Origin of the sequence: Idiomarina aquatica (assembly GCF_004362895.1) — a bacterium.
Classification (GTDB): Bacteria; Pseudomonadota; Gammaproteobacteria; order Enterobacterales; family Alteromonadaceae; genus Idiomarina.
Genome location: NZ_SNXI01000058.1, coordinates 1 through 1,547 on the forward strand (window position 1 = coordinate 1; position 1,547 = coordinate 1,547).

3 protein-coding genes are annotated in these 1,547 nt (G+C 37.9%); all 3 read right to left on the reverse strand.

Going from position 1 to position 1,547, the window contains the following annotated elements:
* Nucleotides 1-341: hypothetical protein (locus DEU29_RS14085; RefSeq protein ID WP_208107655.1), on the reverse strand; the 341-nt coding region annotated here is incomplete at its 3' end.
* 49 nt (nucleotides 342-390) lie between these two features.
* A complete protein-coding gene (locus DEU29_RS13935; RefSeq protein WP_133541017.1) occupies nucleotides 391-870 on the reverse strand; it encodes a hypothetical protein in 480 nt (159 codons plus the stop codon).
* Nucleotides 871-976: 106 nt separating this feature from the next.
* A partial coding sequence (locus tag DEU29_RS13940) for a TIR domain-containing protein (RefSeq protein WP_432206888.1) occupies nucleotides 977-1,547 on the reverse strand: 571 nt, incomplete at its 5' end.

Sequence of the window (1,547 nt, forward strand, 5' to 3'; positions counted from 1 at the left end):
AAAACTAGACCAATCCGATCACTTAGCGTAAAAAGAGGGTTATGAAAAAGAACGGCTAACAGGTGATCGGATAACTCCGGAATCGCTGTTCGGAACCACCGAAATACGCATACGAAATAAAGTGCCGGATTATCGGTTATTAACTGGTGATGCTTAGGACCAGTCCTTACCAACTTGGGGTACCATTGCTCTTCGACAGGAACAGTTACTTCAATATGAGTAATGATGCAGCGCTCATCAATTAAAAATTCATAGACATACCCACGCTCCTTAATTGGGAACATTTGGGTTGGCTCTAACTTTACTTCACCAGATATCGGAAATTTGTACTTTGCTTTCACGTTAAATCCATGTCGAGAGTATGCTTACCGCTCAGCAACTCGTTAATTTTTAAATTCCTATTATTTCGCTATCGCCGTAACAAACGAATGCTATTTTGCTTTTATATTTATGATCTTTCTTTTTATAAAAATCGAATGCGATAGCTTGATTTGGCTTTAAAAACTCACCATTAATAATACAACTTTCAATTTTACATTTTTCAAGTGTATCTGGAGCCCTTGCCGGGTAAACAATAACTAGTTCGTCTTTGTCATTAGTAGAAAGCTTCTTATTAGGTAATGCAGACTCTTGATATTGAACAATTTGCTCTACAGAATTAAAGTGGTTTGGATATTTTATTTTAAAACCTGCACATGGTCCGTCCCCACCGTTGTATATTACAACTCTAGTTTTATTTTTAATTTTCTCTGAAGATACAACTAAATCGGGCTCTTTAGGGTTACTCAAAAGCGCGAGTAATGAAAAAACAATGGCAAATATCACACCAATAGAACTTATATGGTCTTTGTACTTAACGAAAAAACTCAAAATCACATCCTTAAAACTTAACGCCCGACTCTGGGGCTGCATAGAGCGCAGCGTAATGAAATCCCTAACAGCCGTTTGTTAGTTGCTACCTGGCTTCCCGAGAGAGCTAACACGGATAAAAAGACTTGCCTGGATTCTTTTTTGTATTTACCATAAAATCTGTATCCTTAAGCGACTTTTCGATCAGTGCTTTTTTGTTTGGGATATGTAAAGTGGGCACTGAATCCATTGAGTCTCGAAACTTTGGCAGCTTATCCCAAAGATCCTTTATCTGCTTTTTGAACGTTTTTGACTGGCAGTTAATAATGTCAGATTTCTCCGTGTGCTCTGGATATACAACTATAACTGGCAAACCTAATGTATTTATTCCGTAGTCGATTTCTTCACGAATGGCTTTTGAGCTTTTCGTCACAGAGCTTAAGAACAATATTATGTTCTTAGATTTACTGAGTCGTTCTCTAATTCTCGGTTTTAAAGTTTTTTCCCAATCGCTACCGTCCCTTACATTGTAATTTTTATTATGGGAGTCATTAAATGGAAAGTTTGAATCCTTTCCTTTCCATGCTCTAAGCATGCTGTAGCGGCCTTGTTGAATAAATAGGGAACTTTCCCGGTTAGCGTTGATCAGATCACCGAACCCACGCTGATACTGGACACTGCAATGAGCAAAGCAAAGT